Source organism: Stenotrophomonas lacuserhaii, assembly GCF_039674585.1.
Lineage (GTDB): Bacteria > Pseudomonadota > Gammaproteobacteria > Xanthomonadales > Xanthomonadaceae > Stenotrophomonas > Stenotrophomonas pennii_A.
Window position 1 is genome coordinate 18,965 of sequence record NZ_JBDJNU010000019.1, and the last position, 26,708, is coordinate 45,672.

Sequence of the window (26,708 nt, forward strand, 5' to 3'; positions counted from 1 at the left end):
GCAGCGGCCTCCCTCGGTAGCGCCGAGCCGTGCTCGGCGAGCGCAGCGGCAGGGCCCGTGACGACCAACGGTCGTCACCCACCACAACAGAGACTGACGACCAGCGGTCGCCACTACCGGGCCCGTGGCCTCAGGCTTTTTCTCCACCACGGTCTTCGCAGCCCCAGTTGAGGATCCGCGTGCCTTCCGGCAATACCCGACGGAACACGTCGATGCTGCCACGCTTGGGATTGACCACCACCGGTGCCTTGGCCGCGACCAGCAGCGGCAGGTCGGCGGTGCTGTCGGAGTAGGCCACATCGATGCTGCCGTAGCCGCGCTCGCGCAGCATGCGCATCTTCTCTTCATTGTGGCAGTGGCGGGTGGCGCCGACGGCACCGAAGCGCGGCCCGACTTCACTGCCGATCACCGGCACGTCCACGTGCGCGACGAAGGCCAGGATCGCCCGCGCCAGCTCCGGCGGCGCACCGGTGGCCACCACCACGCGGTCGCCCTTGGCACGGTGCGCGGCGAACACCTCCAGCGCCTGCGGCAGCAGTTTCGCGCGTAATGTCGGTTCGTGCTTCAGCACATAAGCATCGATGACCCGGTTGAACTCGCGTGCGCGGTGCATGCCGAAGGTGGCGATCCATACATAGATCGAGATGCCGGTGCGGCGCGTGGGCAGCATCGCCACCAACGGGCCGGCGATCGGCGTCACCAGCAGCGCAGCCAGCAACCGCAGGGGATTGCGCTTGATAAGGGTGGCAAACAGATGGCTGCCGGAATCGCCGTCATACAGGGTGTGGTCGAAATCGAACACCACCAGCGGCGCATTGTCCTGCGGAGTCGGATAGATCGTGCTCATGCAGCGAAGAATAGCTGACGCAGGCCCTCGCCCGGTTCCTCCACCCGCATGAATGCCTCGCCTACCAGGAACGCGTTGATCCCGGCATCACGCATCAGGCCGACGTCCTGCGGCCCCAGGATGCCGCTTTCGGTCACCAGCAGACGGTCCTTCGGCACCGCGCTGCGCATGTCCAGCGTGGTCTGCAGCGACACCTCGAAGGTGCGCAGGTTGCGGTTGTTGATGCCGATCATCGGCGCCGGTACCTGCAGCGCGCGCTCAAGTTCATCGATGTCGTGCACTTCCACCAGCACGTCCATGCCCAGGCTGATCGCCAGTTCGGACAGCTCCGCCAGCTGGGTGTCTTCCAGTGCGGCGACGATCAACAGGATGCAGTCCGCGCCCAGCACGCGCGCTTCGACCACCTGGTACGGGTCGACCACGAAGTCCTTGCGCAGCACCGGCAGCGTGCAGGCTTCGCGTGCCTGCTGCAGGTAGGCATCGCTGCCCTGGAAGAAGTCCACGTCGGTCAGTACGGACAAGCAGCTGGCTCCGCCGAACTCATAACTGACCGCGATGTCGGCCGGATGGAAATCCGGACGGATCACGCCCTTGGAGGGACTGGCCTTCTTGACCTCGGCGATGACCGCCGGATCGCCGTTGGCGATCGCTGCCTGCAACGCACGCACGAACCCGCGCACCGGTGGCGCATCGCCCAGCCGGGCCTGCAACTGTTGCAGCGGCACGGCGGCGCGGCGCTGGGCCACTTCTTCGGCCTTGCGGGCCAGGATCGTCTGCAGGATGTCGCTCATGGTGTTCACACGAAAAAAGGGGGCGGAGGGAGTCGATTCGTTTCCGGCATTACAGCCTAGCCTGCCAGCACGCGGGTGATGTCGACGTACTGTTGCAGGCGCGCGCGGGCGCTGCCATCGGCGATCGCGGCGCGGGCACGCGCCAGGCCATCGGCGATGTCGCTGGCCACGTCGGCCACGTACAGGGCCGCACCCGCGTTCAGCGCGACGATGTCCAGCGCCGGGCCGGGCTCGTTGTCCAGCACCGCGCGCAGCATCGCGATGGACTGTTCCGGCCCGTCCACGCGCAGGTTGCGGCTGGCCGACATGGCAATGCCGAAGTCTTCCGGATGGATCTCGTACTCGCGGACCTTGCCGTCGCGCAGCTCACCCACCAGGGTGCCGGCACCGAGCGAGATCTCGTCCATGTTGTCGCGGCCCCACACCACCATCGCGCGCTCGGTATCCAGCTCGCGCAGCACGCGCGCCTGGATGCCCACAAGGTCCGGATGGAACACGCCCATCAGTACCGACGGTGCGCTGGCCGGGTTGGTCAGCGGCCCCAGGATGTTGAAGATGGTGCGCACGCCCATCTCGCGCCGCACCGGTGCCACGACCTTCATCGCCGGGTGGTGGATCGGGGCGAACATGAAGCCCACGCCGGTCTGTTCGATGGCCTGCGCCACCTGCGCCGGCTGCAGTTCGATCACCGCGCCCAGCGCCTCCACTGCATCGGCACTGCCGGACTTGGACGACACGCTGCGGTTGCCGTGCTTGGCCACGCGCGCGCCCGCAGCAGCGGCCACGAACATCGAACAGGTGGAGATGTTGAAGGTGTGCGAGCCATCGCCGCCGGTGCCCACGATATCGACCATGTGGCGGGTATCGGTGACCGGCACCGGCAGCGCGAACTCGCGCATCACGGTCGCGGCCGCAGCGATCTCGTCCACCGTTTCCTTCTTGACCCGCAGCCCGGTCAGGATCGCGGCGGTCATCATCGGCGATACATCGCCGCGCATGATCTGCCGCATCAGGTCGACCATCTCTTCGAAGAAGATCTCTCGGTGTTCGATGGTGCGTTGCAGGGCTTCCTGGGGGGAGAAGCGCATCGTTGGACTCCTGGGGGTGGGCGTGCAGTTCAGCGCTGCAGGAAGTTGCGCAGCAGCGCGTGGCCGTGCTCGGTAAGGATGGATTCGGGATGGAACTGCACGCCTTCCACCGGATGTTCACGATGGCGCAGGCCCATGATCTCCTCCACGGTACCGTCTTCGTTCTCGGTCCAGGCGGTGACTTCCAGGCAGGCTGGCAACCGCGTCTTGTCCACCACCAGCGAGTGGTAGCGGGTGGCCTGGTAGCGATCCGGCAGGCCGGCGAACACGCCCTTGCCTTCGTGGCGGATCGGCGAGGTCTTGCCGTGCATGATGTTGCCCGCACGGATCACCCTGCCGCCGTACACCTGGCCGATCCCCTGGTGGCCCAGGCACACGCCGAGGATCGGCGTGGTCGCGCCCAGCCGCTGGATCAGTTCCAGCGAAATGCCGGCCTCGTTGGGCGTGCATGGGCCGGGCGAAATCACGATGCGTTCGGGCTTGTGCGCGGCGATCTCATCGACCGTCATCGCATCGTTGCGCACCACCTTGACCTCGGCACCCAGCGTCTGCAGGTACTGCACGAGGTTGTAGGTGAAGCTGTCGTAGTTGTCGATCATCCACAACATGGATCAGGTTCCAGACTTCGTAGGGAGACGGGCGCGCAGCACGCGCGCCAGGAGAATGATGCGCGTTACAGGCCCTTGGCCGCCTGGGCGACCGCGCGGAACAGCGCGCGACCCTTGTTCATCGTCTCGTCCCATTCCTTCTGCGGGTCCGAGTCGTAGACGATGCCTGCGCCGGCCTGTACGTGCAGGCGGCCGTCCTTGATCACCGCGGTGCGGATCGCAATGGCGGTGTCCGCATCGCCGTGCCAGCCGATGTAGCCGATGCTGCCGGCATACACGTTGCGCTTGATCGGCTCGAGTTCGCGGATCACTTCCAGCGCGCGGATCTTCGGCGCGCCACTGACCGTGCCGGCGGGGAACGTGGCGCGCAGCACGTCGGCATAGCTCAGGCCCGGCTGCAGCTGCCCGGTCACCTCACTGACGATATGCATGACATGGCTGTAGCGCTCGATCACGAACTGCTCGCCGACCTCCACCGTGCCGGCGCTGGAAACGCGCCCGGCATCGTTGCGGCCCAGGTCGATCAGCATCAGGTGTTCGGCGCGCTCCTTCGGGTCGGCCAGCAGCTCGGCTTCCAGCGCGTGGTCCTCTTCCACCGTGGCACCACGCGGCCGGGTACCGGCGATCGGCCGCACGGTGACATGCCCCACGCCGTCGGCATCATGCTGCAGGCGCACCAGGATCTCCGGCGAGGAGCCCACCACCTGCATGTCACCGACGTCCAGGAAATACATGTACGGCGACGGATTGAGCGCCCGCAGCGCGCGGTAGACATCCACCGGCCGTGCCTTGAACGGTACGCTCAGGCGCTGGCTCAGCACCACCTGGAAGATGTCGCCGGAGCGGATGTAGTCCTTGCTGCGCTCCACCGCGTCGATGAAGCCCTCGCGGGTGAAGCCGGAGATGAAGTCGCCCTCGTCCAGCACGTCGCGGTGCAGCGGCGCGGGATAGCCGGCGCCGGGTGCACGCAGCGTTCCAGCCAGTGCATCCAGCCGCGCCTGCGCCTCGTCCCAGGCACCGGGCTGGCGCGGGTCGGCATGCACGATCAGGTACAGCCGGCCCTTCAGATTGTCGAACACCGCCAGCTCTTCGGAATGCATCAGCAGGATGTCCGGCGTGCCCAGCTCGTCGCGCCCGGCCGGCGGCGCCAGGCGCGGTTCGATGTAGCCGATGCATTCGAAGCCGAACCAGCCGACCAGGCCGCCGGTGAAGCCGGGCAGTCCGTCCAGCTTGGGTACCGAATGCGCGCTGCGCAGCGCCTCGACTTCGGCGAAGGGGTCGGCCACTTCCCGGGTTTCCACGACCTGGCCGTGTTCGGCGATGGTCAGGGTGTTCCCGCGGAAGGTGTACACGCGGCGCGCCGGCAGGCCGATGATGGAATAGCGCCCGAAGCGCTCGCCGCCTTCGACCGATTCGAACAGATAGGTATGCGGGCCGTCGGCCAGCTTCAGGTAGACCGAGAGCGGCGTGTCCAGGTCGGACAGCACTTCACGGACGACGGGGATGCGGGTGTGGCCTTCAGCGGCCTGCTGCTGGAACTGGGCGGGGGTGTTCAACACGACTTTCCTTCCGGGATACGGCGTTTTCTGGGCGGACGACGGCTACGGGCCACCATCGCCAGTTACGGCGTGCGGAAGAAACGGATCGCGGGGTCGTCAGGATGGACACCCGGGCACTGTACCGCATGGGCCGCCCCGGGCGGAAGCCGTCCACCGCGCGCGGCTGTGCCCCTCCCCCTGGGCCAGGCCATGCGCAGGGCGGCTCGCTGGTAGTGACGGCCGCTGGCCGTCAGCCTCTGCCCTGGTGGGTGACGGCCGCTGGCCGTCAGCCTCTGCCCTGGTGAGTGACGGCCGCTGGCCGTCAGCCTTTGCCCTGGTGGGTGACGGCCGCTGGCCGTCAGCCTCTGCTCTGGTGGGTGACGACCGCTGGCCGTCAGCCTCTGCTCCGGTGGGTGACGGCCGCTGGCCGTCAGCCTCTGCCCTGGTGGGTGACGGCCGCTGGTCGTCACGCCTTTGCCGTTGCACTGGCCGAGCACGGCCCGGCCGCTGCTGCAGCCCCTGCCCCCTGATCAGCGCTGGAACGGCTGCGCGTTGACCGGCTCGCCCTTCTTGCTGCACATCGGTGGATTGGTCATCCCCATGCTCAGCAGGTTGCCGCCATTGATGACGCAGGTGTATTCCCTGCCCCCGGCAGCCTTCAGGTTCGCGTAGGTATTGGTGCCGTCCACGCGCTTGCTGACCAGGGTCAACTGCGATGGCTCCAGGCCCAGCACGCCGGCCGAAGACGAGATGATCTTCGTATCGCTCAGCACGTTGGTCTTTGCGGCGATGGCGGAACAACCCGCAAGGCCCAGCGCACATGAAACTGCGATTGCGGCGGCGATTTTCATTGAGGTATCTCCTGGTGGGCGGAACAGCTCCCTGACGCACGACGGCGTCGGGCCAAGGATGCTGGGCCGCCGGCAGGCAGGACGCCATCGCCGTCGCGCGATACTGCGCTGGCCGTCTCACTTTGTGACTCGCTACGCGCTCTGAACGTCACCCAAGGCGGCGCCACGCGGGCCGTTAACGACACGCGCGCAGGCTCAGTGGGACAGCAGCGGGCAATCCACAGGCAGATGCATGCGCACGCGGCGCGGCACGCATTCGATTCGGAAATGCCGTGCTTCCACCGGCTCACCGTCCAGGTTCAGGGTCAGCGGCTTTTCGGCGCGGATCTCCACCCGGGTCAAACGGGTACGGGTGGCAACGCGCTCAAGCGCGGCTTCCTTGCCGCCGGTGACCAGTTGGCCCAGCATCGCGCCGACCTCACCGGTCAGTTCCGGGATGATGGTGACGTCCAGCTGGCCATCATCGATGACCGCCTGCGGGCACAGCGCCTGGCCACCACCGGCCTGGCGACCGTTGCCGATGCCCAGTGCGATGAAGCCGCCTTCCCAGTCGAAGCCGGGGCCGTGCACGCGCGCGAGGATCGGCTCGATGCGGCCCAGCTTGGAGATGCCGGTCAGCACGTAGGCCAGGCCACCCAGCACCTTCTTCAGGCCTTCATCGGTTTCCACGGTCACCTGCGTGCCGAAGCCACCGCTGGCGACATTGGCGCACCACCAGACCTTGCCATCGGCGTCGATACGCAGCAGGTCGATGGCGCGGGGGGCCTGTGCGGTGATCAACGCCAGCACCTCGGCGGGGCTCTCCGGGAAGCCCGCGGCAGTGGCGAAATCATTGGCGGTACCGAGCGGCAACAATGCGAGCGAGGGCAGCGCATCGGCGGGTTCATCGCGATGCGCCAGCGTTTCCGCCACCGCGCTCAGGGTGCCATCCCCGCCCCCGGCGATGATCACCTCCACCCCGTGGTCGATGGCTTCGGCCACGTAGCGCTCGGCATCGCCCGCCTCCCAGGTAACCCGCACTTCAAGGTCGATCCCGCGTTCGCGCCAGGCCTTGACCGCGTCGCGCACATCGACGTCCCCGGCGGATTTTCCGTTCAGGATCAAGCGCCAGCGGGAAAGGCTCATGGGGGGTTCCGGGGGTGGGGGCGGCACAGGCTAGCAGTCGTGCGTTCTTTGCCGGTGAATGTCATCGGCCTGTCACCGATGGCCCGGAACATGGGAGGCCATAGCAGGGAAGACGGATGGAGGCAGGATCAGCCTCCCACTATTTCAGCAGGGCCACGCCGGCAGCGGCGTGGTCTTTTTTTTCAGGCGGCGGCGAAGGCGCGCAATGCATCGCCTTGCAGCCGGTACACCGTCCATTCGTCCTGTGGCCGCGCGCCGGCGGCGACGTAGAAATCGATCGCCGGCTGGTTCCAGTCCAGCACCGACCATTCGAAACGCCCGCAACCCTCGGCCACCGCCTGCCGCGCGATGTGCTTCAGCAACGCCTTGCCGGCACCGGATCCGCGCTTGCCCGGGCTGATGTACAGGTCTTCCAGGTAGATGCCCTTGCGGCCAAGCCACGTGGAATAGTTATGGAAATACACCGCATAGCCGATCGCTTCACCGTCGGCTTCGCAGACCAGCGCGTGGGCACTGGCATCGGGCCCGAACAGGCTGGCGGCGATCCCCGCTTCGTCGGTCTGCACCGACGATTCGGCCTTCTCGTAGATCGCCAGTTCGCGGATGAAGCGCAGGATCAGGCCTGCATCGGCGACGGTGGCCGGACGGATGTTCATGGGCAGAAAAGGGGACGGAGGGAATTAAACGAGTTTAATTCCCTCCGTCCCCTTTTTGACGTTGGCGCGCATCGCGCTGATCACCTGCTGGTAATCCGGGGCGTTGAAGATTGCCGAGCCGGCCACGAAGGCGTCGGCGCCGGCCGCGGCGATCGCCCCGATGTTCTCGGCCTTCACTCCGCCGTCGATTTCCAGCCGGATGTCCTTGCCACTGGCATCGATCTTCTGCCGCACCACCTTCAGCTTGTCCAGCGCGGACGGGATGAAGGCCTGGCCGCCGAAGCCCGGGTTCACCGACATCAGCAGCACCAGGTCCAGGTCGTCCAGCACCCAGTCCAGGATGTCCACCGGGGTGCCGGGGTTGAGCACCAGGCCCGGCTTGCAGCCCAGCGAACGGATCAGCTGGATGGTGCGGTGCGGGTGGCGGCTGGCTTCGGGATGGAAGCTGATGTAGGTGGCACCGGCTTCGGCGAAATCCGGGATGATCCGGTCCACCGGTTCCACCATCAGGTGCACGTCGATCGGCGCGGTCACGCCGTGCTTGCGCAGCGCCTGGCAGACCAGCGGGCCGATGGTCAGGTTGGGCACGTAATGGTTGTCCATCACATCGAAGTGGACCCAGTCGGCACCGGCGGCGAGGACGTTGTCGACTTCTTCGCCGAGACGGGCGAAGTCGGCCGACAGGATGGACGGGGCAATGATGCAGTTGGACATGGCCGGGGCCTTCGGAACAGGAAGAAAAAGGGTCAGGACTCAGCGCTTGCGCAGGGTCTTGATGCGGTCGTAGGCGGCATTCACGCGGCGGCTCTTGGCCTCGGCCTGCCTGAGCAGCTCCGGTGCTGCGCCAACCAGCTTGTCGGGGTGGTACTGCGACATCAGGCGGCGGTAGGCCAGGTCGATTTCCGACTCGGTCGCCGATGAGGTGAGGCCCAGTTCGCGGTACGGGTTTTCCTTGTTCAGGCGGAACCAGTCGGCGTCGAACGCATGGCCGATCAGCAGGCCCAGCACCGCGCCAAACAAGGGGTTGGGCCGGAACAGCAGCGCCCCGGCGATGAAACCCAGCAGTTTTCCGTACCAGCGCATGGCGCTCCGGGCAGATTTGGCCAATTGGCTTTCCATTTTACGTCACAGTCGCCCCGGACGGCTTTACACTAGGCCGCCCGCTGGCCGGCGGGCCCTCCGGGTCCCTGGGCAGCTCGTATCGACGAAGCCCCCAGGAGTGCCCGTGCCGACCACGTTGTTGCAATCCGATCTTCCCGGCCTGCCCTTGCGCCATCGCGGCAAGGTGCGTGACGTTTTCGATATTCCGCGCGAGCGCCTGCCCGAAGGCACGCCGCCGGGGGACTACCTGCTGATGGTAGCCACCGATCGCCTGTCGGCCTTCGACGTGGTGCTGCCCGACCCGATCCCGGGCAAGGGCGAAATGCTCTGCCAGGTGTCCAACTTCTGGTTCGCCAAGACCGCGCACCTGATGCCCAACCACCTGACCGGCATCGACGTGGCCAGCGTGCTGCCCGAAGGCGTGGACGCCGCGCTGTACGCCAGGCGCGCGGTGGTCACGAAGAAGCTGAAGCCGGTGCCGGTGGAAGCGATCGCCCGTGGCTACCTGATCGGCAGCGGCTGGAAGGATTACCAGCGCACCGGCAAGGTCAGCGGCATTGAACTGCCCGACGGCCTGCGCCAGGCCGAAAAGCTGCCCGAACCGATCTTCACCCCGTCCACCAAGGCCGCCGTCGGCGACCACGACGAGAACATCGATTTCGATGCGATGGTCAAGGCGGTCGGCGTGGACCTGGCCGAGCGCGTGCGCGACGCCACCCTGCGCATCTATGCCTTCGCCGCCGATTACGCGCGTGAACGCGGCATCATCCTGGCCGACACCAAGTTCGAGTTCGGCACCGATGAAGACGGCCGCCTGTACATCATGGACGAGATGCTGACCCCGGATTCTTCGCGCTACTGGCCGGCAGACGAGTACGAAGTGGGCACCAGCCCGCCGAGCTACGACAAGCAGTTCGTGCGCGATTACCTGGAGACGCTGGACTGGGGCAAGACCGCGCCGGGCCCGTCGATTCCGGCTGAAGTGATCGAGCGCACGCGCGCCAAGTACGCCGAAGCCCTGCAGCGACTGGCCGGCATCAGCGTCGATTGAGCGGGCGGCGGGCGCTGCCCGCCCTCCTTGGAAAGCTCGCCGGCCGCGCGCCGGCACGATCGGAGGCACCATGTCCAGCACCTCGCTCGCCCGCCCCGTAGACCGCTACTTCGCCAGCTATTCCGACGACCATCGCAACCTGGCCAACCAGCGCATCCACGTGGTCGCGGTGCCGGCCATCCTGTGGTCGGTGGTGGCCCTGCTGTGGTGCCTGCCCCCCCTCATCACCTGGTTCCAGAACGGCATCTGGGCGGGCCTGGCGATGTTCGGCGCGTGGTGCTTCTACAACCGCCTGTCGCGCCCGTTGGGACTGGGCATGCTGGCCGTGCTGTTCGTGATCGGCTGCACCTGCCGCCTGCTGGAGGCGGAGATCGGCCTGGGCAACCTGGCCCGCCTGGCCGGCGTGGTGTTCGTGCTGGCGTGGATCGCACAGTTCCTTGGCCACAAGCTCGAAGGGCGCAAGCCCAGCTTCCTCACCGACCTCACCTACCTGCTGATCGGCCCCGCGTGGGTGCTGGCCAAGGTGTATCGCCGTCTCGATTGGCGCTATTGACCTCTTTTCCCTGAACGAGCCGGCCTGTCGACCGCCCTCCATGCCGTGCCGCCGGGGGCACGCGGCGCGGGCGTCGAAGGCTCCGCCGAGAACCGGCCGCGGGTCGGACCATTCCTTTGCAGCCCCTGCCGTACGGGCACTTCGGGGCTGCACACGCCATTCGCGACAGATGCGGCAAAGTGGCGGGGCCGGTCCAGCACAGCCGCCCGCGCCCAACCGTCAACGGGGGAAAAAATGAATCAGCACACGTTCCCTGCAATTGATGGCGTATTCGTGGGTATCGGCAGCAAATGCCGGCCTGTTAGACTGCATGACCTGCTCGTGAATCGCGTATTCCCTGCATGATCCCTAGTCTGATCCTGCTGCTCGCCCTGCCCTTCATCCTGGCCATGGCGGTTGCCGCATTCCCCCGAAGTTCCCGCCGCACCGCCGCCTGGTTGGCCGCCGCCGCGCCGTTGGCGGGGCTGGTCATCCTGGCCACGCTGACGCCCGCCGTGCTGGAGGGCGAGGTGCTGCGCAGCAGTGGCCAATGGCTGCCGCAGATCGGCCTGGACTTCACCCTGCGCCTGGACGGGCTGGCGTGGATGTTCGCCGGCATGGTGCTGGGCATCGGCTCATTGGTGGTGCTGTACGCCCACTACTACCTGAGCCCGCAGGACAACGCGCACCGTTTCTTCTGCTACCTGCTGCTGTTCATGGGCGCGATGCTGGGCATGGTGCTGTCCGGCAACCTGCTGCTGCTGATGATCTTCTGGGAGCTGACCAGCATCAGTTCGTTCCTGCTGATCGGTTTCTGGTCGCACCGCCAGGACGCCCGCGAGGGCGCCCGCATGGCCCTGGTCATCACCGGGGGCGGCGGCCTGGCCCTGCTCGGTGGCGTGCTGCTGATCGGCCGCATCGTGGGCAGCTTCGACCTCGACGTGGTGCTGGCCGCCGGCGACCAGATCCGCGCCAGCGCGCTGTACCCGTACGCGCTGTTCCTGGTGCTGGCCGGCATCTTCACCAAGAGCGCGCAGTTCCCGTTCCACTTCTGGTTGCCACAGGCCATGGCCGCGCCCACCCCGGTGTCGGCCTACCTGCATTCGGCCACCATGGTGAAGGCCGGTGTGTTCCTGCTGGCGCGCCTGCACCCGGCGCTGGCCGGCACCGATCTGTTCTTCTATACGGTCAGCGGCATCGGCGCGGTGACCCTGCTGGTGGGCGCCTGGAACGCGATCTTCCAGCACGACCTGAAGGGCCTGCTGGCCTATTCCACGATCTCCCACCTGGGCCTGATCACCATGCTGTTCGGGCTGTCCAAGCCGATGGCGGTGGTCGCCGGTGTGTTCCACATCCTCAACCACGCCACGTTCAAGGCCTCGTTGTTCATGGCGGCGGGCATCATCGACCATGAGACCGGCACGCGTGACATGCGCAAGCTGGGCGGCCTGCGCCGGCTGATGCCGTTCACCAGCGCGCTGGCGATCATCGCTTCGCTGGCGATGGCCGGCATTCCGCTGCTCAACGGCTTCCTGTCCAAGGAAATGCTGTTCGCCGAGGCGCTGGATGCGGGCGGCCCGGCGCTGATGCAGATGGCGATGTCGATCGCCGCGTTGCTGGCGGGTGTCTTCGGCGTGGCCTACAGCCTGCGCTTCGTGCACGACACCTTCTTCGGCAAGGGCCCGCATGACCTGGACCGCGTGCCGCATGAACCGCCGCGCTGGATGAAGGTGCCGGTGGAGATCCTGGTGGTGATCTGCGTGGCCGTGGGCATCGCCCCGGCGCTGACCATCGCCCCGGTACTGCATGCGGGTGCGGGGTCCATCCTCGGCGCGCAGATGCCCGAATACAGCCTGTCCATCTGGCACGGTTTCAACCTGCCGCTGGCGATGAGCGCGGCCGGCGTGCTGGGCGGCGTGGTGCTGTATTTCGGCCTGCGCCGGCTGATCGACCTGTATGCGGTGCGCAACACCACGCCGGGCCGGGACGCCTTCCATCTGCAGCTGGACCTGCTTTCCGCGCTGGCGCAGAAGCTGACCGGTGCCATCGCCAACGGCAGCCTGCAGCGCATGCTGCTCGGCCTGGTGGTGGTGGCGGTGGTGGCTGCCGCAGCGCCCTGGCTGGCCGCCCCGGCGTGGCCGAACTGGCCTTCTCCGCAGCCGATGCCGCTGCTGGGCTGGGCGCTGTGGGCAGTGATGATGGCCTGTGCCATGGCCACCCTGCGCATGTACAAGCAGCGCCTGCTGGCGGTGCTGCTGGTCGGCGGGGTGGGCCTGATGGTGGCGATGACCTTCGTGTTCCTGTCCGCACCGGACCTGGCGCTGACCCAGCTGCTGGTGGAAATGGTCACCCTGGTGCTGATGCTGCTGGGCATGAATTACCTGCCCGCGCAGTCAGTGACCGAACGCTCCAAACTGCGCAGATACCGCGATGCCGCGATCGCAGTGGTTGCCGGCGTCGGGCTGGCCGCGCTGGCCTACACCGCGATGACCCTGCCCCCGAACACGATGGCCGGCGAGATGCTTGCGCGTTCCCTGCCCGAGGCCTACGGCAGCAACGTGGTCAACGTCATCCTGGTCGACTTCCGCGGCTTCGATACCTTCGGCGAGATCACCGTGTTCGGCATTGCCGCGCTGGTGGTGCATGCCATGCTGCGGCGTTCGCGGATGGCGCCGGAGCAGATCATGCCCGGCCCGCCGATCAAACTGCCGGTGCCGGCCGACCTGGCGCAGATCATGTTCCCGCTGACCCTGACCGTGTCGATCTTCATGTTCCTGCGCGGCCACAACTCGCCGGGCGGCGGCTTCATCGCCGGCCTCATCCTGGCCGTACCGCTGTTGATCCAGTACGTCATCCAGGGCACCGCCTCGGTCGAGTCGCGCTTCGGCTTCGATTACGTCCGCTGCATCGGCATCGGCCTGCTGATCGCGGTGGCCAGTGGCTCGGCTTCGATGCTGTTCGGCGTGCCGTTCCTGACCAGTGGCCACCTGGACCTGCACATCCCGATCATCGGCGAGGTGCCGCTGGCCAGTGCGATCGGTTTCGATACCGGCGTCTACCTGGTGGTGTTTGGCGGGGCGATGTTGATGCTGTCGATGATGGGCACGATCAAGCCGTCGCGGACCCGGACCGCGCGTCGCGGCGAGATCGATCCGCAGAAGCGTTCGGCACTGACCGGGGAGATGCACTGATGGAACTGGCCGTTGCAAGCGCCATCGGCGTGCTGACCATGCTCGGCGTGTACCTGCTGCTGCGCGCGCGCAGCTTCGATGTGATCCTGGGCATGACCTTCCTGTCCTATGCCACCAACCTGCTGATCTTCGCCGGTGGACGCCTGGTCGCCGGCAGGCCACCGGTGCTGAAGGAAGGCCTGGACGCGAACCTGGGCAACTACACCGATCCGCTGCCGCAGGCGCTGGTGCTTACCGCCATCGTGATCGCCTTCGCGATGACCGCGGTCACCATCGTGCTGGCCATCCGCAGCCGCAGTGACAACCACAGCGACCACGTCGACGCGCACGAGCCCGACGACGATGCGCCGCCGCGCCGTGACGAGGATCACGCATGAACCATCTGGTGATCCTGCCGATCCTGGTTCCGCTGCTCGGCGCTTCGCTGTCGCTGTTCGTGGAACATCGCCGGTATGGTCCGCGTGTGCAGCGTGCGGTGGCCTGGGGCTCGCTGTCGGCATTGCTGGCCGCCGTCCTGTTGCTGTTCGCACGCACTGCCGATGGCACGGCGCTGGTCTACCTGCTGGGCGACTGGCCGGCGCGGCTGGGCATCGCGCTGGTGGCCGACCGGCTGTCGGCCTGGATGCTGCTGACCACCGCACTGCTGGCCATCGGCTGCCTGCTGCACGCCTGTTCCGGCTGGGATCGGCGCGCGCCGCATTTCCATGCCTTGTTCCAGTTCCAGCTGGTCGGGTTGAACGGCGCTTTCCTGACCGGCGACATCTTCAACCTGTTCGTGTTCTTCGAAGTGATGCTGATCGCTTCGTACGGCCTGCTGCTGAGCGGCGGGCGCGGGCTGCGCATGCGCATCGGCCTGCATTACGTCGTGTTCAACGTGACCGCCTCCACCTTGTTCCTGATCGCGCTGGGCCTGCTGTACGCCTCGCTGGGATCGTTGAACATGGCCGAACTGTCCCAGCGCATCGCTGAAGTACCGCCCTCGCACCTGGTGCTGGTCAAGGCGACCATGGGCCTGCTGCTGCTGGTCTTCTGCGCGAAGGCGGCGCTGATGCCGTTGTACCTGTGGCTGCCCGAATCCTACGCGCGTGCACCGGCGGCGGTGGCTGCGCTGTTCGCGATCATGACCAAGGTCGGCCTGTACGCCGTGCTGCGCATCCAGAGCCTGTGGTTCGGTGACGAGGCCGGTGCGATGGCCGGGTATGGCCGCGACTGGCTGCTGTGGGCCGGTATCGCCACGCTGGTGCTGGGCGGGCTGGGCGCGCTCGCCGCCGTGCGCCTGCGGGTGCTTGTCTCGTACCTGGTGGTGGTGTCGGCCGCCACCTTGTTCATCGCCTTCTCGGTCGGCAACCAGCAGGTGCTGGCAGCCGGCCTGTACTACCTGCCGCACAGCACCTTCGTGGCGGCCGCCCTGTTCCTGATCGCCGACCTGATCCGCCGTCGTCGCGGCGGTGCCGGCGACCGCAAGGAAATCATCGCGCCGATGCCGGGCAAGCAGACACCGGCGGTGCTGTTCCTCATCGCCGCCATTTCGATCGCCGGCCTGCCGCCGCTGTCCGGGTTCCTGGCCAAGGCCGCGCTGCTGCAGGGCATGCCGCCGCAGCTGACCGCACCGGTGTGGACGGCGGTGCTGGGCAGCAGCCTGCTGGTCATCATGGGGCTGGCGCGGGGCGGCATCCGGCTGTTCTGGCGCGTGCCGCATGCCGAACCCGATGGTCCCCGGCCGCGCAAGGCGCCCACGCGCCGGGTGGAACTGCTGGCCGCCTGCCTGCTCCTTCTGTACGGGATCGGCATGACCGTCTTCGCGGCCCCGCTGATGCGCCACGCCGATGCCATCGCCAGTGACCTGCTGCAGCCTTCCGGTTATGTCGACCAGGTCCGTGGCGAACAGCCGGAGATCCGTCACCCATGAACCAGAAACGCCCCTTGCTGCGCCGGATCTTTCCCTCGCTGCCGCTCACCGTCATGGTCATCGTGTTCTGGCTGCTGATGTCGGACAGCTTCAGTGTCGGGCTGCTCGCACTGGGCCTGCTGCTGGGCCTGGTGGTGCCGCTGTTCGCCGCGCGCCTGGACCGTGAGTTCGCCCGCATCGGTACGCTGCGGCCCGTGCCGAAACTGCTGATGACCACCCTGTGGGACATCCTGGTATCCAACATCGAAGTGGCCGGCCAGGTGCTGGGCAAGGAAAGCAGGATCCGCCCGGGCTTCGTCTGGATTCCGCTGGACATCGCCAACGTGCATGGCATCGCCGCGCTGACCAGCATGATCACGCTGACCCCGGGCACCGTGTCGGCTGCACTGAGCGATGACCGCAGGTACCTGCTGGTCCACGTTCTGAACCTGGACGATGAGCAGCACCTGATCACCGAGATCAAACGCCGTTACGAGGCCCCGCTGATGGAGATCTTCCCATGACCGGATTCGATGTCATCCAGAACACCCTGGTGGTGTGCATGCACGTGGTCGGGCTGGCCATGCTGCTGTCGACCTGGCGGCTGCTGCGCGGCCCCACCGTGCCCGATCGCATCCTCGCGCTGGACACCCTGTCGGTGACCGCCATCGCGCAGCTGATGCTGTTCGGCATGTACCTCAATTCGGCGATCTACTTCGAGGCCGCGCTGATCATCGCCATGCTCGGCTTCGGCAGCACCGTGGTGCTGAGCAAGTTCGTGCTGCGCCGGGATATCGTCGAATGATCACCGCCATCCAGATCGTGCTTTCGGTGGTGCTGCTGTTCGGCTGCTTCTTCATCCTGGTGGGTGCGCTGGGCCTGGTGAAGCTGTCCACCTTCTTCAAGCGCCTGCACGCGCCGACCAAGGCCAGCACGCTGGGCGTCGGCTGCGTGCTGGTGTCCTCGGTGGCCTACCACATCTTTCTCGGCCAGGACCCGCAGCCGCGCGAACTGCTGATCACCATCTTCCTGTTCATCACCGCACCGATCAGTGCGCACCTCATGGCCAAGGCGGCGCTGTCGCTGCTGATGGAAACGCGCCCCACGCTGCCGGGCAACGAGCGCGCCGAAGACGAACAGTTGCCGCCGCCGGAGCCGGTGCGCGAGAAGGTCGTGGAAGCGACCGACGATGTGTATACCTCCAACGAGAGCAAGCGATAACAGGCCCGTAGCGTCGAGCTTGCTCGACGAGCCGAGCGGGATGAGTGTCGAGCAAGCTCGACACTACGTGGCTCAGGCCACCAGCAGGCCCAGCTCCAGCCCCACCCACGCCACGAATGCGCCCAGCAGCACGCCGCCTTCGGCGCGGCTGATGCGCAGGTCACCGCGCAGCATCGGGTACAGCACCAGCGCGAAGGCCAGCACCGCCGGCAGTTCAAGCCGCACGAACGAAGCCGGCAGTGCCAGCGGCTGCACCAGCGCCATCACGCCGATCACCAGCAGCAGGTTGACCACGCTGGAACCCAGCACGTGGCCCACCACCATGTCGCCCTGCCCGCGTCGCGCGGCCATCACCGCAGCGGCGATTTCAGGCAGCGTGGTGCCGATCGCCACCGGCAACAGGCCGACCAGCAATGGCGTCCAGCCGAGCGCAGCGCCGAAGTCCGCAGCGGCCCCCACCACCAGCCGGGCGCCCCAGTACAACGTCAGCGCGGCGATCGCCATGCGCACCAGGTTCAAGGCCAATCCCGGGCGTGACACGGCGGCGTCGGCGATCAGCGTCTTTACGTCCGGTGCCTCGTGGCGGCCACGGCGCAGCAGCAGGGCGAAGAACAGCACGAAGGCCGCCAGCAGCACGCCGCCTTCCCAGCGCTGCAGCTGCCCATCCAGGCCGAACGCGATCAGCAGCAGGGCCGCTGCGAGGACGCCACACCAGCTCACCACCATCATCCGCGCGCGCAGCAGCAGGGGCACGGCGAGTGCGGCCAGAGCAAGCGTCAAGCCAAGGTTGGCCAAGGTGCTGCCCACCACGTTGCCGAGCGCCAGCTCGGGTTGGCCGACCCCCAGCGCGCGCGCGTTGACCGCCAGTTCCGGCAGCGACGTCGCCACGCCCAGCAGCAACAGGCCGGCGGTGAAGGGCGATGCACCGAAGCGCTGGGCCAGCCCGGAAGCGGCCTTGACGACGGTGTCGCCGCCAAGACCCAGCAGGATGATGCCGAGCACGAACCAGGCGATGGCGAGGGCGATCATCAGGCAGTCCTTGAGCGGGAGTCACGGCGATTCTACGGTGGATCCCCGTGTCCCGGTGGCTGACGACCCGCCCCTGGTAGGTGACGACCCGTCTCCGGTGGGTGACGACCGTTGGTCGTCACAGGGTCACCCCACCACTCCCCCCTCAACCACACCCTTCCACATAATCCACCTGCGGCGGCAGGCCCACCCGCCACGCGCTGACCTTGCCATCGGCGCCGAGCGCGAAATCGATGATGCCCTGCCCTTCCTGCGCCGGACGCACGCGCAGGTGCTGGGCCTGTGGATCGTACTTGTCCGGACCGACATCGGCGCGTTCGGGATACAACTGCTGCAGCTCGCCCAGGCTCATGCCCACGCGACCGCCACCGGGGGCGACGATGCCCGGGCCGCGCACGTCGTAACGCACCAGCCGGTTGCCTTCGATCATCAACCACGGCCCTTCGGCCGACTCCTTCTGCGGACGCAGGTAATGGCACTCATCATTCGGTACTTCGCCCTGCAGCGGCGCACCGAATCGACCGCGGACATCATCCAGGCTTGCGCCCAGGTCCACCGCACCGAAGCCATCCAGGCGCGCCGGGCTGTCACGGCGCGGATCGATCGGCGAAGCGTTGTTCAGGTCGGGATCGGCGGAGAGGTCGGCATCCTTGGCTGGATTGGCGGCCGCTTCGGTCATCGGCGAGGTCGCCTCGGGGCTTGCTTCCGGCCCCTGGCTGCAGGCGGCGAGGGACAGGGCCAGCAGGCCGGCTACGGGGAAGGCTTTCATCGGGGACATCTCCTGGGAGGCGGTGCGCGAACGCTACCCCGGCCGGTGTGCACGCGCCGCATTGTCATCATCGCTTAACCGTGGACATTCAGGCTCGGCCTGCACCGCCTTCTCTGCAGCCGCCCATGCTCCCGCGCAAGACCGACCAAGCCCGAACCGCGCTGCAGGCCCACCGCGCCCCGCTGGACATGCGCCAGCGTCGCCTGTTGATCCTCTGCGATGGCCAGCGCGATCTCAGCGCACTGACCACCATGATCGGTGCGGATGCCCCGGCGATGGTGATCCAGCTGGTCCAGGCGGGCTACCTGGTGACCACGCCGGCAGCGCCGGAAGCGCCGACCGCTGCGCCGCTGCCGGCCACCCCGATCGCGCCCGCCGCCGCGCGGTCCGCGCTCCCGTCGCCCCCGCCCAACGAGCGCCGGCGTTCGATGGCCGCCGCGCGCATCTACCTGCTCGGCATCCTGGAAATGCAGCGCCACCCGCAGGCCGCCGCGCTGTTCCGCGAACTGCAGCAGGCGCGCCAGGAAGGCGACGTGGTGGACGCCATGCAGGGCGCCCTCGACGCCCTCACCGGCCTGACCTCGGCCGGCTACGCAGAACGCGTCCACGGCCGGCTGCTGGAAGTCATCCCGCATGAACACCTCAACACGTTCAAAAAGGGGACGGAGGGAGTTAAGTCACTTTCGGCGGTGCCGGAAACGACTTAACTCCCTCCGTCCCCTTTTTATCAGCGGAAGTTGTTGCGCAGGCCGTTCCAGCATTGCTGGTAGTCGCCCTGGCGGTGGGCGGCGGACAGGGCCTGTGCGGTCGGGCGGATCACGCCGCGCGTTTCGAACATGAACGCCATCGTGTCCTTGATCACGTCCGGGCGGGACAGGTCGGCCGCCGATGCCTTGTCGAAGGTCGGCGCATCCGGGCCGTGGCCGCTCATGCAGTTGTGCAGCGACGCACCGCCAGGCACGAAGCCCTCCGCTTTCGCGTCGTAGGCCCCGTGCACCAGGCCCATGAACTCGCTGGCGATGTTGCGGTGGAACCACGGCGGGCGGAACGTGTGCTGGGCCACCAGCCAACGCGGCGGGAAGATCGCGAAATCCATGTTGCTGGTGCCGGGGGTATCGCTCGGCGAATGCAGCACCAGGAAGATCGACGGATCCGGGTGGTCGAAGCTGATCGAACCGATCGTGTTGAAACGGCGCAGGTCGTAGCGGTACGGCGCGTAGTTGCCGTGCCAGGCCACCACGTCCAGCGGCGAATGGTCGATGGGTGCACGCCACAGCTGGCCGTCGAATTTCGCCACCAGCTCGAACTCGCCATCCAGGTCTTCGAACGCCGCCTGCGGGGTTTCGAAATCGCGCGGGTTGGCCAGTCCATTGGAGCCGATCGGCCCCAGGTCGGGCAGCTTCAGCAGCGCCCCGAAGTTTTCGCAGACATAGCCGCGCGCCTGCCCGTCCGGCAGTTCAACGCGGAAACGCACGCCGCGCGGGATCACCGCGATCTGCTGCGGCTCGACCTCGACCACGCCCATTTCGGTGAGCAGGCGCAGGCGTCCCAGCTGCGGGACGATCAACAGCTCGCCGTCGGCGTTGTAGAAATAACGGCCCTGCATGTCACGGTTGGCGGCGTACAGGTGGATGGCCACGCCCGCATGCGCATCCGGGCCGCCGTTGCCGCCCATCGTGTACAGGCCTTCGACGAAATCAGTCGGTGCCTCGGGCAGCGGCAGCGGGCTCCAGCGCAGCTGGTTCGGCGCCGCCGGCAACCCGTGGAAGCTGCCCTGCAGGCGATCCTGCGCGAACGCGGTGAACTCGCCATGGGTCACTGCCGGGCGGATCCGGTACAGCCAGCTGCGGCGGTTGCTGCCGCGCGGGGCGGTGAACGCGGTCCCGGACAACTGTTCGGCATACAGCCCGTGGGCCACGGTCTGCGGCGCGTTCTGCCCGATCGGCAGCGCTCCGGCCCGCGCTTCGCTGGCGAACTCGTTGCCGAACCCGGTCTGGTAGCCGCGTGCTTCGATGGTGCTGGTCATGTCTGGCATCCCGTCATGTGCCGGCGCGTGGCCGGCACCTACCTTACCCGAGCGATCTACCGCTTACAGTACGCCGCGGCGCATCTGGTCGCGCTCGATGCTTTCGAACAACGCAGTGAAGTTGCCCTCGCCGAAGCCCTCGTTGCCCTTGCGCTGGATGATCTCGAAGAAGATCGGGCCGATGCAGTTCAGGGTGAAGATCTGCAGCAGCTTGCGCTGGTGGGTTTCCGGATCGGCATCGATCAGGATCTTGTTGCGGGCCAGCCGTGCCACGTCCTCGCCATGCCCCGGAACACGCTGGTCGATCACGTCGAAGTAGGTTTCCGGCGTGTCCAGGAACTGCACGCCCTGCTCGCGCATGGCTTCCACGGTCTCGTAGATGTTCTCGGTGAAGCAGGCGATGTGCTGGATGCCTTCGCCCTTGTAGGCGTCCAGGTATTCATTGATCTGGCTCTTCGGATCGGACGATTCGTTGAGCGGGATGCGCACGATGCCGTCCGGGGCGGTCATCGCCTTGGACACCAGGCCGGTCTTCAGGCCCTTGATGTCGAAGTAGCGGATCTCGCGGAAGTTGAACAGCCGCTCGTAGTAGTCCGACCACTGCTGCATGTTGCCGAAGTACAGGTTGTGGGTCAGGTGGTCGATGAAGGTCAGGCCGAAGCCCTTCGGTGACTGGTCGGCGCCCTCGATGGCTTCGTAGGCGTCACCGTAGATGCTGCCGGCGTCGCCGTAGCGGTCCACCAGGTACAGCATGCAGTCGCCGATGCCCTTGATCACCGGCGCATCCACCGCCCTGGATTCCGGCTTGAAGTCGACCGGCTCGGCGCCATTGCCCAGCGCGGTCTGGTAGACCTCGCTGCCGGGCTTCTGGAAGCGGATGGCGAAGCCACAGGCGCACGGCCCGTGCTTCTCGGCGAAGTCGGCGGCGAACGAATCCGGATCTTCGTTGACCAGGAAATTCACCCCGCCCTGCCGGTATACGGTGATCGGGCGGGTGGCGTGCTTCAGCACGGCGGTGAATCCCATGCTGCGGAAGTAGGCGTGCAGTTCCTGGCCGCGTCCGGCAGGGGCGGCGAATTCGACGAACTCGAAGCCGTCGATGCCCATCGGATTTTCAAAAGTCGTCACCTGCATGCCCGGATTCGGGTGCGAGGCGGTCTGGACGGTGGTATTCATGGCATAAGGCTCCGGATCGTTTCCGCATCAAACCAGGTGCGGGCAGCAGAGGGACCCGCGACAATGCAGGGCTAGTACATCCCCTTTATAGTTACACCTGAAACCACCAGCAAGGTGCACCGCAGCATGAGCCCACCCGATCCCGTATCCACCAGCGTACGCGCCTCGCACGTCCTGCTCGACCTGGAACAGTTCCTGCCTTACCGGCTGAGCGTGCTCTCCAACCGGGTCAGCGGCAACATCGCCAAACTGTATGGCGATCGCTACGGCCTGGCGATTCCGGAATGGCGGGTGATCACCATCCTGGCGCTGTACCCGGGCTCGTCGGCCAGCGAAGTGTCCGAACGCACGGCGATGGACAAGGTCGCGGTCAGCCGCGCGGTGGCGCGCCTGCTGGAACGCGGCTTCATCAAGCGCGAAACCCACGGCGACGACCGTCGTCGTTCGGTACTGGCGCTGTCGGCAGCCGGCTTCGAAGTGTATGAGACCATCGCCCCGCTGGTCATCGAAACCACCCGCAAGCTGATGTCCGTGCTCAGCGAAGAGGAAGAGCAGCTGCTGGAAAAGCTGATCCTGCGCCTGGCCGGCGAAGGCCTGCAGCGGATGGGCGCCTAGCTCAGGTGCCTGCGCCGGGCGTACACCCAGGGGGCGGCCAGCGCGCCGATGGCACCGGCGGCGAAGCCCAGCGAGGCCGCCACCGTGGCCGCTTCGATGGCACCGGGCAGGGCCAGTGCAGCGGTGACCAGCAGCAGTGATGGCAGGCCCACGAAGATGGCCAGGAAGAACGGCCAGCGCGGCACCCAGGTCCCCAGCTGCAGCAGGCTGACCGGCTGCCAGATGTCCCCGCTGGCGTCCTCGGCGATCTTGCGCACCACCACCGGCAAGCTGATTTCCGGCAGCGCGCGGCCTTGCCGTGCGGTGGCCAGTTCCCGCGCCACCGCCTCGATGGCCGGATAGCTGGACGGCCACGGCTGCGGCGGCTTCACTCCATGGGCGACCAGCAGCGGCACGCTCAGCCAGGGCGCCGGCAGCGGTCGCAGGCGGCGGCGTCCGTGCACGCACCAGACCTCGCGCTGGCCATGCGCGGTGACCTCGTACAGGGCCAGTTCTTCGGGTGGCGGATAGCCGAGCATGGTGGTCCGCGCGGCCAGCGTGTCCACGCCCATCGCGCGCAGGAAGCCCGGACGGCTGCGTCCTTCCTGCATCCAGGCCAGCCCCAGCGCGCCCACCAGGAACGCATCGGCGTGGTCGCGGCTGCCGACGGTCGCGCGATCATCGCTGGCCAGCAACCAGGCCAGCGACTGCGGCTCGGCGACATCGGCCACCGACCAGCGTCCGCTGTCGCCCAGCACATGCCGCAGCGGCAGGCGCATCGGCGCGGTTTCGCCCCGTTCGGCCACCTGCAGGAACGGCAGCACGCCCTGCACGAACGCCGCCACGTCCACCGCCCGTCCGCCCTGCCCCAGCCATTCCGGCGGCAGCAGGCCGGCCAGCTTCGGGTCACGCGCCAGCAGGTCCAGCCGTTCTTTCTGTTCGACCAGCTTCTGCACCGTAGCGGCCAGCGCAGGGTTGTCCGGCAGCGCCACCACGGGCAGCTTGTGCGTGCCGGGCGGTATCGCCGCCGCAGCCAGCGCAGCGCCATCGTCCATCAGCACCTCCACCGCAGGCAGCGCCACGGTGTCGGCAGGGGGATGGTCGATCAGCTCGCTGTGCATCGGACGCTCCAGGTCGTGCGCCACGGTCAGCGTGGCGTCGGTACCTTGGCGTTAGCGGCCGCAGCGCGGCGGAATTGAGCGCTGCGGCCTGGCATCGCGCCTCAGCGCGGCGCCCATTCCTTCATGAAGGCCAGGAACTTCGCGCGGTCGTAGCTCTTGCCCTGTTCCAGCTCACCGGTGAACTGCGAATGCAGCAGGCCTCCCTCGGCGTCCAGCACGAACAGGTGCGGGTAGCCCTTCACTTCCGGGAACTGCGACAGGAACGCCTTGTTCTCGTTGTCTTCGCTGTAGTTGACCTTCATCCACACGTAGTTCGCATCGCGCAGGCGGCGCACTTCGGCATCGCCTTCGACGAACCTGTCCAGGATGTGGCACCACGGGCACCACTCACCGCCCACGTCCAGGATGATGCGCTTGTTGCCACGCTGCGCCTCCACCTTGGCCGTTTCCAGGTCGGCGGCCGGGTCGCGGGCCGGATCGAACGAGGCGTTGAGTGCGGCGATGGCCGCGATGTCCGCGGCCGCCGGGGTATTGCCGGAGGCCACCGGCACGCTGGGGTCAGCGGCCGGTGCCTCGGTGGGACGTGTATCCAGCGGCTGCGCAGGCGCCTTGGCGGACTCGGGACCGGGTTGCGAGCACGCTGCCAGTGCAGCGGCCAGAACCCCCATGGACATCCAACCTGCGGTCTTGCGCATTCGCTCTTCCTCTTACTTGACGCCGTGCATCAGCTTGTTGATCAGCGGCGCCAGCAGGAACAGGATCACACCCGAACCGATCAACGCCCAGAAGCCGAAGGTATACCCTTTCAGCGCCGATTCCACGGTCATGCCGCCTTCACCGCTGACCACGCCGGCGAAGATGCCGGACAGGTTGTTGCCGATGCCGGTGGACAGGAACCAGCCGCCCATGCCGAAGCCGACCAGGCGCACCGGGGCCAGCTTGGTGACCATCGACAGGCCGATCGGCGACAGGCACAGCTCACCGATGGACTGGATCACGTAGACCATGAACAGCGTCCAGAACGGGATCTTGCCGTCCACGACCAGCTGCGACAACGCGAACATCAGCAGGGCGAAGGCCGCGCCGTTGAACAGCAGGCCCAGGCCGAACTTGCGCGGGATGGACGGGTTGGCACGGCCCATCGCCACCCAGATCCACGCGATGATCGGGGCCAGGGTGATGATGGCCACCGAGTTCACCGACTGGAACCAGGCGGTCGGGAATTCCCAGCCGCCGAGATTGCGGTTGACGATGTTGTCGGCGAGGAAGGTGAACGAGCTGCCGGCCTGTTCGAAGAACATCCAGAACATCACGTTGAAGGCGAAGATGATCAGCATGGCGATCACGCGGTCGCGCGCGACCTTGCCGTTGCGGATGCCTTCCACCAGCAGCAGGACGGCCAGCGCGATGAACAGCACCAGCAGGATCCAGGCCAACGCGGTGGCGCCGGTGGACAGCAGGAAGAACGCCACCGGAATGGCCACCAGCGAACCCACCGCGACCATCACGATGCGGCCATAGCCTTCGGCGCCGGCCGGCGGTGCACCGATGCCGTTCAGGCCCTTGCGGCCGATGTAGAACCACACCAGGCTGATCAGCATGCCGACGCCGGAGGCGATGAACACCACCTTGTAGGACGGCATGGCGCTGGTGCCGAACACCTTGCGTGCGAGGTATTCGGTCAGCACCGGGGCGATCATCGCGCCGATGTTGATGCCCATGTAGAAGATGGTGAAACCGGAGTCGCGGCGCGGATCGTTCAGGCCGTACAGCTTGCCGACCATGGTCGAGATGTTCGGCTTGAACAGGCCGTTGCCCACGATGATCGTGGCCAAGCCCAGTTCGAACACCTGGTGGTTCGGCAGGGAGATCATGAACAGGCCCGCCGCCATGATCACCGCGCCGGTGAGGATCGAGCGCTGGTAGCCCAGCACGCGGTCGGCGATGTAGCCGCCGAAGATGGCCGCTGCGTAGACCAGCGCCAGGTAGGCGCCGTAGGTGCGGCTGGCCGCGGCTTCACCGCCCGCATCGCCGTTGAAGAACTGCGACACGATGTACAGCACCAGTGCCCAGCGGATGCCGTAGAACGCAAAACGTTCCCAGAACTCGGTCATGAACAACATCCACAGCGGGCGCGGATGGCCCAGTGTGGTCTTGAATTCCGGCACGGCCGGTTCGGGGGTAGTCGCAGTGGCGTTCAGGCTCATGCGGGATTCCTGGTTCGGTGGATGACAGGCACGTCCGCTGTGCCGGGCTAACGCGCGAGGATCACCGACTTCTGGCGTTCACGTCAAATACACACCGATCGAAGCAGGTGGCCGCCCGGTCGCGGAACTTGCATCTGCAACAATCTGAATGGGGATGCCGACCGCTCAACCTTCCAGCGTGGTCCGCACCTGGAACAGTTCGGGGAAGAAGGTCAGCTCCAGCGCCTTGGCCAGGAAGCCCACCCCGGACGAGCCGCCGGTGCCGCGCTTGAAGCCGATCACCCGCATCACGGTGCGCATGTGGCGGAACCGCCACAGCTGGAAGGCCGTCTCCAGGTCGACCAGATCCTCGCACAGCGCGTACTCGCGCCAGTAGCGGTCGGTGTTCTGGTAGATGCGTTCGAACACCGGGTGCAGGGCATCGTCGGCCACGTGCGGCTGCGACCAGTCGCGGTCCAGGTACTGCGCCGGGATGTCGTGGCCGAAGCGCGACAGGTACTGAAGGAATTCCTCGTACAGGCTCGGCGCCTCGAGTGCCTGGCGCAGCCGCTGCTGGCCCGCTTCGTCGTGCTCGAACACCTTGAGCATCTGCGCGTTCTTGTTGCCCAGCAGGAACTCGATGTAGCGGTACTGCAGCGACTGGAAGCCCGAGGAAGGGCCCAGCACATCGCGGAAACCCATGTACTCGGACGGGGTCAACGTTTCCAGCACCGACCATTGCTCGGTCAGCTGGCGCAGCACCAGCTTGCTGCGCGCCAGCACCTTCTGGCACTGCCATACCTGGTCACGCTGCAGGAAGCCGATCGCCGCGCCCAGCTCGTGCGCCAGCAGCTTCAGCCACAGCTCGGAGGTCTGGTGCTGGATGATGAACAGCATCTCGTCGTGGTGCGGCGGGCTGGAAAGCGGCTGCTGCGCGGCGAGCAGCTGGTCCAGCCGCAGGTAGCCGCCATAGGTCAGCCGGTCCTGCAGGTCGGTCAGGATGCCGGCTTCGAGATCGCGTTGGTTGTTGTCGACGGACATGGGGCGGGACCGGCTGAAAAGAGAAAGCGTAGCAGGCCGACCGCGGATCGCCGCCCTCGTGCTGGGCACCGTCGGGCCGCCGGCTTCGGTGGGTGACGACCGTTGGTCGTCACAGGACCTCGTGGAACGCACAAACCCGCCTCCCGGCGCGTGGAACCGCTTCCGGAGGGTCCCATCCCCGCCCTCGCGGGCGTATTCTGGTGCTCTGCAGCAATGCCTGAATACGTTGCTGTCACGGGCCGCCTACCCGCCGGCAGGGGGCCCCGCCGGGAAACCCT

General features: G+C 67.0%; 28 protein-coding genes. 10 read left to right on the plus strand and 18 right to left on the minus strand.

Annotated features, from left to right (window positions below; translation table 11 throughout):
* Positions 1 to 130 precede the first annotated feature (130 nt).
* The 10 genes from ABE522_RS09355 to ABE522_RS09400 form a co-directional block, all read right to left on the minus strand.
* On the minus strand, positions 131 to 847 hold the full coding sequence (locus ABE522_RS09355) for a haloacid dehalogenase-like hydrolase (RefSeq protein WP_346591461.1): 717 nt from the start codon (positions 845 to 847) through the stop codon (positions 131 to 133).
* Positions 844 to 1,638, minus strand: coding sequence for an indole-3-glycerol phosphate synthase TrpC (gene trpC, locus ABE522_RS09360; RefSeq protein ID WP_346591462.1), 795 nt, complete (start codon positions 1,636 to 1,638; stop codon positions 844 to 846). The genes ABE522_RS09355 and trpC overlap by 4 nt, the downstream gene beginning before the upstream one ends.
* Positions 1,639 to 1,694: 56 nt before the next feature.
* On the minus strand, positions 1,695 to 2,726 hold the full coding sequence (gene trpD / locus ABE522_RS09365; protein WP_346591463.1) for an anthranilate phosphoribosyltransferase: 1,032 nt from the start codon (positions 2,724 to 2,726) through the stop codon (positions 1,695 to 1,697).
* A gap of 29 nt (positions 2,727 to 2,755) precedes the next feature.
* Positions 2,756 to 3,334 (minus strand): anthranilate synthase component II, encoded by a 579-nt coding sequence (locus ABE522_RS09370; protein ID WP_346591464.1) that lies wholly within the window; start codon positions 3,332 to 3,334, stop codon positions 2,756 to 2,758.
* Between the two features lie 65 nt (positions 3,335 to 3,399).
* Entirely contained in the window at positions 3,400 to 4,890 is a 1,491-nt protein-coding gene (gene trpE / locus ABE522_RS09375; protein ID WP_346591465.1) for an anthranilate synthase component I, read from the minus strand.
* A gap of 512 nt (positions 4,891 to 5,402) precedes the next feature.
* On the minus strand, positions 5,403 to 5,723 hold the full coding sequence (locus ABE522_RS09380; protein WP_346591466.1) for a hypothetical protein: 321 nt from the start codon (positions 5,721 to 5,723) through the stop codon (positions 5,403 to 5,405).
* 195 nt (positions 5,724 to 5,918) lie between these two features.
* Positions 5,919 to 6,848 (minus strand): lipid kinase YegS, encoded by a 930-nt coding sequence (gene yegS, locus ABE522_RS09385; protein WP_346591467.1) that lies wholly within the window; start codon positions 6,846 to 6,848, stop codon positions 5,919 to 5,921.
* A 182-nt stretch (positions 6,849 to 7,030) separates the two neighbouring features.
* A complete protein-coding gene (locus tag ABE522_RS09390) occupies positions 7,031 to 7,504 on the minus strand; it encodes a GNAT family N-acetyltransferase (RefSeq protein ID WP_346591468.1) in 474 nt (157 codons plus the stop codon).
* A 24-nt stretch (positions 7,505 to 7,528) separates the two neighbouring features.
* Positions 7,529 to 8,218, minus strand: a complete 690-nt coding sequence (gene rpe, locus ABE522_RS09395; protein WP_101099309.1) for a ribulose-phosphate 3-epimerase — start codon at positions 8,216 to 8,218, stop codon at positions 7,529 to 7,531.
* 39 nt (positions 8,219 to 8,257) lie between these two features.
* Positions 8,258 to 8,587: a J domain-containing protein gene (locus tag ABE522_RS09400; protein ID WP_101099308.1), complete on the minus strand. Its 330-nt coding sequence runs from the start codon at positions 8,585 to 8,587 to the stop codon at positions 8,258 to 8,260.
* Positions 8,588 to 8,729: 142 nt separating this feature from the next.
* On the opposite strand from ABE522_RS09400, the gene ABE522_RS09405 reads away from it, so the two are divergent.
* From ABE522_RS09405 to ABE522_RS09440, 8 genes are all read left to right on the plus strand, one after another.
* Positions 8,730 to 9,656, plus strand: a complete 927-nt coding sequence (locus ABE522_RS09405; RefSeq protein ID WP_346591469.1) for a phosphoribosylaminoimidazolesuccinocarboxamide synthase — start codon at positions 8,730 to 8,732, stop codon at positions 9,654 to 9,656.
* A gap of 70 nt (positions 9,657 to 9,726) precedes the next feature.
* The gene (locus ABE522_RS09410; RefSeq protein ID WP_346591470.1) at positions 9,727 to 10,209 is read left to right on the plus strand and encodes an Mpo1 family 2-hydroxy fatty acid dioxygenase; all 483 of its coding nucleotides are present in this window, start codon (positions 9,727 to 9,729) and stop codon (positions 10,207 to 10,209) included.
* A gap of 341 nt (positions 10,210 to 10,550) precedes the next feature.
* Complete coding sequence (locus ABE522_RS09415; protein WP_346591471.1) at positions 10,551 to 13,379, plus strand: monovalent cation/H+ antiporter subunit A; 2,829 nt, start codon at positions 10,551 to 10,553, stop codon at positions 13,377 to 13,379.
* The gene (locus ABE522_RS09420; RefSeq protein WP_346591472.1) at positions 13,379 to 13,756 is read left to right on the plus strand and encodes a Na+/H+ antiporter subunit C; all 378 of its coding nucleotides are present in this window, start codon (positions 13,379 to 13,381) and stop codon (positions 13,754 to 13,756) included. Before ABE522_RS09415 ends, ABE522_RS09420 begins: the two co-directional genes overlap by 1 nt.
* Positions 13,753 to 15,288: a monovalent cation/H+ antiporter subunit D gene (locus ABE522_RS09425; RefSeq protein WP_346591473.1), complete on the plus strand. Its 1,536-nt coding sequence runs from the start codon at positions 13,753 to 13,755 to the stop codon at positions 15,286 to 15,288. Before ABE522_RS09420 ends, ABE522_RS09425 begins: the two co-directional genes overlap by 4 nt.
* Positions 15,285 to 15,791: a Na+/H+ antiporter subunit E gene (locus ABE522_RS09430; protein WP_346591474.1), complete on the plus strand. Its 507-nt coding sequence runs from the start codon at positions 15,285 to 15,287 to the stop codon at positions 15,789 to 15,791. Before ABE522_RS09425 ends, ABE522_RS09430 begins: the two co-directional genes overlap by 4 nt.
* Positions 15,788 to 16,072, plus strand: a complete 285-nt coding sequence (locus ABE522_RS09435) for a K+/H+ antiporter subunit F (RefSeq protein ID WP_042614266.1) — start codon at positions 15,788 to 15,790, stop codon at positions 16,070 to 16,072. The genes ABE522_RS09430 and ABE522_RS09435 overlap by 4 nt, the downstream gene beginning before the upstream one ends.
* A complete protein-coding gene (locus ABE522_RS09440; RefSeq protein ID WP_346591475.1) occupies positions 16,069 to 16,488 on the plus strand; it encodes a Na+/H+ antiporter subunit G in 420 nt (139 codons plus the stop codon). The genes ABE522_RS09435 and ABE522_RS09440 overlap by 4 nt, the downstream gene beginning before the upstream one ends.
* Positions 16,489 to 16,560: 72 nt before the next feature.
* Here the strand turns inward: ABE522_RS09440 and ABE522_RS09445 are convergent, their stop codons facing one another.
* Both ABE522_RS09445 and ABE522_RS09450 read right to left on the minus strand, forming a co-directional pair.
* Positions 16,561 to 17,517, minus strand: coding sequence for a sodium:calcium antiporter (locus ABE522_RS09445; protein WP_346591476.1), 957 nt, complete (start codon positions 17,515 to 17,517; stop codon positions 16,561 to 16,563).
* A gap of 145 nt (positions 17,518 to 17,662) precedes the next feature.
* Positions 17,663 to 18,286: a hypothetical protein gene (locus tag ABE522_RS09450; protein ID WP_346591477.1), complete on the minus strand. Its 624-nt coding sequence runs from the start codon at positions 18,284 to 18,286 to the stop codon at positions 17,663 to 17,665.
* 125 nt (positions 18,287 to 18,411) lie between these two features.
* Here ABE522_RS09450 and ABE522_RS09455 point away from each other — a divergent pair, with 125 nt between their 5' ends.
* Positions 18,412 to 18,993 carry a hypothetical protein gene (locus ABE522_RS09455; RefSeq protein ID WP_346591478.1) on the plus strand — a complete coding sequence of 194 codons (582 nt, stop codon included), beginning with the start codon at positions 18,412 to 18,414 and terminating at the stop codon, positions 18,991 to 18,993.
* A 20-nt stretch (positions 18,994 to 19,013) separates the two neighbouring features.
* On the opposite strand, the gene hmgA is transcribed toward ABE522_RS09455, so the two are convergent.
* Together hmgA and hppD are read right to left on the minus strand one after the other, a co-directional pair.
* The gene (gene hmgA, locus ABE522_RS09460) at positions 19,014 to 20,312 is read right to left on the minus strand and encodes a homogentisate 1,2-dioxygenase (protein WP_346591479.1); all 1,299 of its coding nucleotides are present in this window, start codon (positions 20,310 to 20,312) and stop codon (positions 19,014 to 19,016) included.
* A 63-nt stretch (positions 20,313 to 20,375) separates the two neighbouring features.
* Positions 20,376 to 21,488 (minus strand): 4-hydroxyphenylpyruvate dioxygenase, encoded by a 1,113-nt coding sequence (gene hppD / locus ABE522_RS09465; RefSeq protein WP_346591480.1) that lies wholly within the window; start codon positions 21,486 to 21,488, stop codon positions 20,376 to 20,378.
* Between the two features lie 126 nt (positions 21,489 to 21,614).
* Here hppD and ABE522_RS09470 point away from each other — a divergent pair, with 126 nt between their 5' ends.
* Positions 21,615 to 22,103: a MarR family winged helix-turn-helix transcriptional regulator gene (locus tag ABE522_RS09470; protein WP_346591481.1), complete on the plus strand. Its 489-nt coding sequence runs from the start codon at positions 21,615 to 21,617 to the stop codon at positions 22,101 to 22,103.
* Here ABE522_RS09470 and ABE522_RS09475 read toward each other — a convergent pair.
* The 4 genes from ABE522_RS09475 to ABE522_RS09490 all read right to left on the minus strand — a co-directional run bounded on the left by ABE522_RS09475 (position 22,100) and on the right by ABE522_RS09490 (position 26,430).
* Positions 22,100 to 23,203 (minus strand): hypothetical protein, encoded by a 1,104-nt coding sequence (locus ABE522_RS09475; protein WP_346591482.1) that lies wholly within the window; start codon positions 23,201 to 23,203, stop codon positions 22,100 to 22,102. The two genes, ABE522_RS09470 and ABE522_RS09475, sit on opposite strands and share 4 nt — an antisense overlap.
* A 101-nt stretch (positions 23,204 to 23,304) precedes the next feature.
* Complete coding sequence (locus ABE522_RS09480; protein ID WP_346591483.1) at positions 23,305 to 23,898, minus strand: thioredoxin family protein; 594 nt, start codon at positions 23,896 to 23,898, stop codon at positions 23,305 to 23,307.
* A 12-nt stretch (positions 23,899 to 23,910) separates the two neighbouring features.
* On the minus strand, positions 23,911 to 25,410 hold the full coding sequence (locus tag ABE522_RS09485) for a peptide MFS transporter (RefSeq protein ID WP_346591484.1): 1,500 nt from the start codon (positions 25,408 to 25,410) through the stop codon (positions 23,911 to 23,913).
* Positions 25,411 to 25,575: 165 nt separating this feature from the next.
* A complete protein-coding gene (locus tag ABE522_RS09490; RefSeq protein ID WP_182656250.1) occupies positions 25,576 to 26,430 on the minus strand; it encodes a tryptophan 2,3-dioxygenase in 855 nt (284 codons plus the stop codon).
* Positions 26,431 to 26,708 lie beyond the last annotated feature (278 nt).

Coding starts and splice junctions, on each gene's coding strand:
- yegS (WP_346591467.1), bottom strand. CDS start 6,848: ATGAGCCTTTCCCGCTGGCGCTTGATCCTGAACGGAAAATCCGCCGGG.
- ABE522_RS09410 (WP_346591470.1), top strand. CDS start 9,727: ATGTCCAGCACCTCGCTCGCCCGCCCCGTAGACCGCTACTTCGCCAGC.
- ABE522_RS09490 (WP_182656250.1), bottom strand. CDS start 26,430: ATGTCCGTCGACAACAACCAACGCGATCTCGAAGCCGGCATCCTGACC.
- ABE522_RS09450 (WP_346591477.1), bottom strand. CDS start 18,286: ATGAAAGCCTTCCCCGTAGCCGGCCTGCTGGCCCTGTCCCTCGCCGCC.
- trpD (WP_346591463.1), bottom strand. CDS start 2,726: ATGCGCTTCTCCCCCCAGGAAGCCCTGCAACGCACCATCGAACACCGA.
- trpC (WP_346591462.1), bottom strand. CDS start 1,638: ATGAGCGACATCCTGCAGACGATCCTGGCCCGCAAGGCCGAAGAAGTG.
- ABE522_RS09455 (WP_346591478.1), top strand. CDS start 18,412: ATGCTCCCGCGCAAGACCGACCAAGCCCGAACCGCGCTGCAGGCCCAC.
- ABE522_RS09355 (WP_346591461.1), bottom strand. CDS start 847: ATGAGCACGATCTATCCGACTCCGCAGGACAATGCGCCGCTGGTGGTG.
- ABE522_RS09475 (WP_346591482.1), bottom strand. CDS start 23,203: ATGCACAGCGAGCTGATCGACCATCCCCCTGCCGACACCGTGGCGCTG.
- ABE522_RS09430 (WP_346591474.1), top strand. CDS start 15,285: ATGAACCAGAAACGCCCCTTGCTGCGCCGGATCTTTCCCTCGCTGCCG.
- ABE522_RS09400 (WP_101099308.1), bottom strand. CDS start 8,587: ATGCGCTGGTACGGAAAACTGCTGGGTTTCATCGCCGGGGCGCTGCTG.
- ABE522_RS09445 (WP_346591476.1), bottom strand. CDS start 17,517: ATGATCGCCCTCGCCATCGCCTGGTTCGTGCTCGGCATCATCCTGCTG.
- ABE522_RS09370 (WP_346591464.1), bottom strand. CDS start 3,334: ATGTTGTGGATGATCGACAACTACGACAGCTTCACCTACAACCTCGTG.
- rpe (WP_101099309.1), bottom strand. CDS start 8,218: ATGTCCAACTGCATCATTGCCCCGTCCATCCTGTCGGCCGACTTCGCC.
- ABE522_RS09425 (WP_346591473.1), top strand. CDS start 13,753: ATGAACCATCTGGTGATCCTGCCGATCCTGGTTCCGCTGCTCGGCGCT.
- ABE522_RS09420 (WP_346591472.1), top strand. CDS start 13,379: ATGGAACTGGCCGTTGCAAGCGCCATCGGCGTGCTGACCATGCTCGGC.
- ABE522_RS09440 (WP_346591475.1), top strand. CDS start 16,069: ATGATCACCGCCATCCAGATCGTGCTTTCGGTGGTGCTGCTGTTCGGC.
- ABE522_RS09415 (WP_346591471.1), top strand. CDS start 10,551: ATGATCCCTAGTCTGATCCTGCTGCTCGCCCTGCCCTTCATCCTGGCC.
- ABE522_RS09390 (WP_346591468.1), bottom strand. CDS start 7,504: ATGAACATCCGTCCGGCCACCGTCGCCGATGCAGGCCTGATCCTGCGC.
- hppD (WP_346591480.1), bottom strand. CDS start 21,488: ATGAATACCACCGTCCAGACCGCCTCGCACCCGAATCCGGGCATGCAG.
- ABE522_RS09380 (WP_346591466.1), bottom strand. CDS start 5,723: ATGAAAATCGCCGCCGCAATCGCAGTTTCATGTGCGCTGGGCCTTGCG.
- ABE522_RS09485 (WP_346591484.1), bottom strand. CDS start 25,410: ATGAGCCTGAACGCCACTGCGACTACCCCCGAACCGGCCGTGCCGGAA.
- ABE522_RS09470 (WP_346591481.1), top strand. CDS start 21,615: ATGAGCCCACCCGATCCCGTATCCACCAGCGTACGCGCCTCGCACGTC.
- ABE522_RS09435 (WP_042614266.1), top strand. CDS start 15,788: ATGACCGGATTCGATGTCATCCAGAACACCCTGGTGGTGTGCATGCAC.
- ABE522_RS09480 (WP_346591483.1), bottom strand. CDS start 23,898: ATGCGCAAGACCGCAGGTTGGATGTCCATGGGGGTTCTGGCCGCTGCA.
- hmgA (WP_346591479.1), bottom strand. CDS start 20,312: ATGACCAGCACCATCGAAGCACGCGGCTACCAGACCGGGTTCGGCAAC.